The following is a 2,990-nucleotide window of genomic DNA, read 5'->3' on the forward strand; positions in this document are numbered from 1 at the left end:
AATTGATCGTGCAATATCCTTAAAATCTTACTTTTTAAGTAAGTTTAACTTTTGGTTAAGTTAATAAGGGCGCACGGTGGATGCCTTGGCACTAGGAGTCGATGAAGGACGGCACTAACACCGATATGCCTCGGGGAGCTGTAAGTAAGCTTTGATCCGGGGATTTCCGAATGGGGGAACCCACTATCTTTAATCGGATAGTATCTACACGTGAATACATAGCGTGATGAGGACAGACGCAGGGAACTGAAACATCTAAGTACCTGCAGGAACAGAAAGAAAATTCGATTCCCTGAGTAGCGGCGAGCGAAACGGGAAGAGCCCAAACCAAAGAGCTTGCTCTTTGGGGTTGTAGGACACTCTATACGGAGTTACAAAAGATTGGATTAGACGAAGCGACTTGGAAAGGTCCGCGAAACAAGGTAAAAGCCCTGTAGTCAAAAGTTCAGTCCCTCCAGAGTGGATCCTGAGTACGGCGGAACACGTGAAATTCCGTCGGAATCCGGGAGGACCATCTCCCAAGGCTAAATACTACCTAGTGACCGATAGTGAACCAGTACCGTGAGGGAAAGGTGAAAAGCACCCCGGAAGGGGAGTGAAATAGATCCTGAAACCGTGTGCCTACAAGTAGTTAGAGCCCGTTAATGGGTGATAGCGTGCCTTTTGTAGAATGAACCGGCGAGTTACGATTACGTGCGAGGTTAAGTTGATAAGACGGAGCCGCAGCGAAAGCGAGTCTGAATAGGGCGAATTAGTACGTGGTCGTAGACCCGAAACCAGGTGATCTACCCATGTCCAGGATGAAGGTGAGGTAACACTTACTGGAGGTCCGAACCCACGCACGTTGAAAAGTGCGGGGATGAGGTGTGGGTAGCGGAGAAATTCCAATCGAACTTGGAGATAGCTGGTTCTCTCCGAAATAGCTTTAGGGCTAGCCTCGTGATTGAGAATACCGGAGGTAGAGCACTGTTTGGACTAGGGGGGCATCTCGCTTTACCGAATTCAGACAAACTCCGAATGCCGGATATTTATACACGGGAGTCAGACTGCGAGTGATAAGATCCGTAGTCAAAAGGGAAACAGCCCAGACCACCAGCTAAGGTCCCAAAGTAATCGTTAAGTGGAAAAGGATGTGGCGTTGCTTAGACAACCAGGATGTTGGCTTAGAAGCAGCCATCATTTAAAGAGTGCGTAATAGCTCACTGGTCGAGTGACGCTGCGCCGAAAATGTATCGGGGCTAAACGATTCACCGAAGCTGTGGATGCATACCGTTGGTATGCGTGGTAGGAGAGCGTTCTAAGGGCGTTGAAGTCAGACCGGAAGGACTGGTGGAGCGCTTAGAAGTGAGAATGCCGGTATGAGTAGCGAAACATGGGTGAGAATCCCATGCACCGTATGACTAAGGTTTCCTGAGGAAGGCTCGTCCGCTCAGGGTTAGTCGGGACCTAAGCCGAGGCCGATAGGCGTAGGCGATGGATAACAGGTTGATATTCCTGTACTACCTCCCCACCGTTTGAGAAATGGGGGGACGCAGTAGGGTAGGGTAAGCAGAGCGTTGGTTGTCTCTGTTCAAGCAGTAAGGTGTGTGCGTAGGCAAATCCGCGTACTTTAACATTGAGCTGTGATGACGACTCCGTATGGAGGAAGTTCCTGATCTCACACTGCCAAGAAAAGCCTCTATCGAGGTGGGAGGTACCCGTACCGCAAACCGACACAGGTAGTCGAGGAGAGAATCCTAAGGTGTGCGAGAGAACTCTCGTTAAGGAACTCGGCAAAATGACCCCGTAACTTCGGGAGAAGGGGTGCTCTGGTAGGGTGTATAGCCCGAGAGAGCCGCAGTGAATAGGCCCAGGCGACTGTTTAGCAAAAACACAGGTCTCTGCAAAACCGTAAGGTGACGTATAGGGGCTGACGCCTGCCCGGTGCTGGAAGGTTAAGAGGAGTGGTTAGCGCAAGCGAAGCTGCGAATTGAAGCCCCAGTAAACGGCGGCCGTAACTATAACGGTCCTAAGGTAGCGAAATTCCTTGTCGGGTAAGTTCCGACCCGCACGAAAGGCGTAACGATCTGGGCACTGTCTCAACGAGAGACTCGGTGAAATTATAGTACCTGTGAAGATGCAGGTTACCCGCGACAGGACGGAAAGACCCCGTGGAGCTTTACTGTAGCTTGATATTGAATTTTGGTACAACTTGTACAGGATAGGTAGGAGCCAGAGATCTCGGAGCGCCAGCTTCGAAGGAGGCGTCGGTGGGATACTACCCTGGTTGTATTGAACTTCTAACCCATGCCCCTTAGCGGGGTAGGAGACAGTGTCAGGCGGACAGTTTGACTGGGGCGGTCGCCTCCTAAAAGGTAACGGAGGCGCCCAAAGGTTCCCTCAGAATGGTTGGAAATCATTCGTAGAGTGTAAAGGCATAAGGGAGCTTGACTGCGAGACCTACAAGTCGAGCAGGGTCGAAAGACGGGCTTAGTGATCCGGTGGTTCCGCATGGAAGGGCCATCGCTCAACGGATAAAAGCTACCCCGGGGATAACAGGCTTATCTCCCCCAAGAGTCCACATCGACGGGGAGGTTTGGCACCTCGATGTCGGCTCATCGCATCCTGGGGCTGTAGTCGGTCCCAAGGGTTGGGCTGTTCGCCCATTAAAGCGGTACGCGAGCTGGGTTCAGAACGTCGTGAGACAGTTCGGTCCCTATCCGTCGTGGGCGTAGGAAATTTGAGAGGAGCTGTCCTTAGTACGAGAGGACCGGGATGGACACACCGCTGGTGTACCAGTTGTTCTGCCAAGAGCATCGCTGGGTAGCTATGTGTGGACGGGATAAGTGCTGAAAGCATCTAAGCATGAAGCCCCCCTCAAGATGAGATTTCCCATTACGCAAGTAAGTAAGACCCCTGAAAGACGATCAGGTAGATAGGTTCGAGGTGGAAGTGTGGCGACACATGTAGCTGACGAATACTAATCGGTCGAGGACTTAACCACATGTTTA

At 51.4% G+C, this 2,990-nt stretch carries 1 rRNA gene; it reads left to right on the forward strand.

The window, feature by feature from the left end:
• Positions 1–53: 53 nt before the first annotated feature.
• Positions 54–2,983 (forward strand): 23S ribosomal RNA (locus LZ480_RS19560).
• The last annotated feature ends 7 nt before the right edge of the window (positions 2,984–2,990 follow it).

This window comes from Solibacillus palustris, assembly GCF_022549215.1.
In the GTDB taxonomy this organism is placed as follows: Bacteria; Bacillota; Bacilli; order Bacillales_A; family Planococcaceae; genus Solibacillus; species Solibacillus daqui.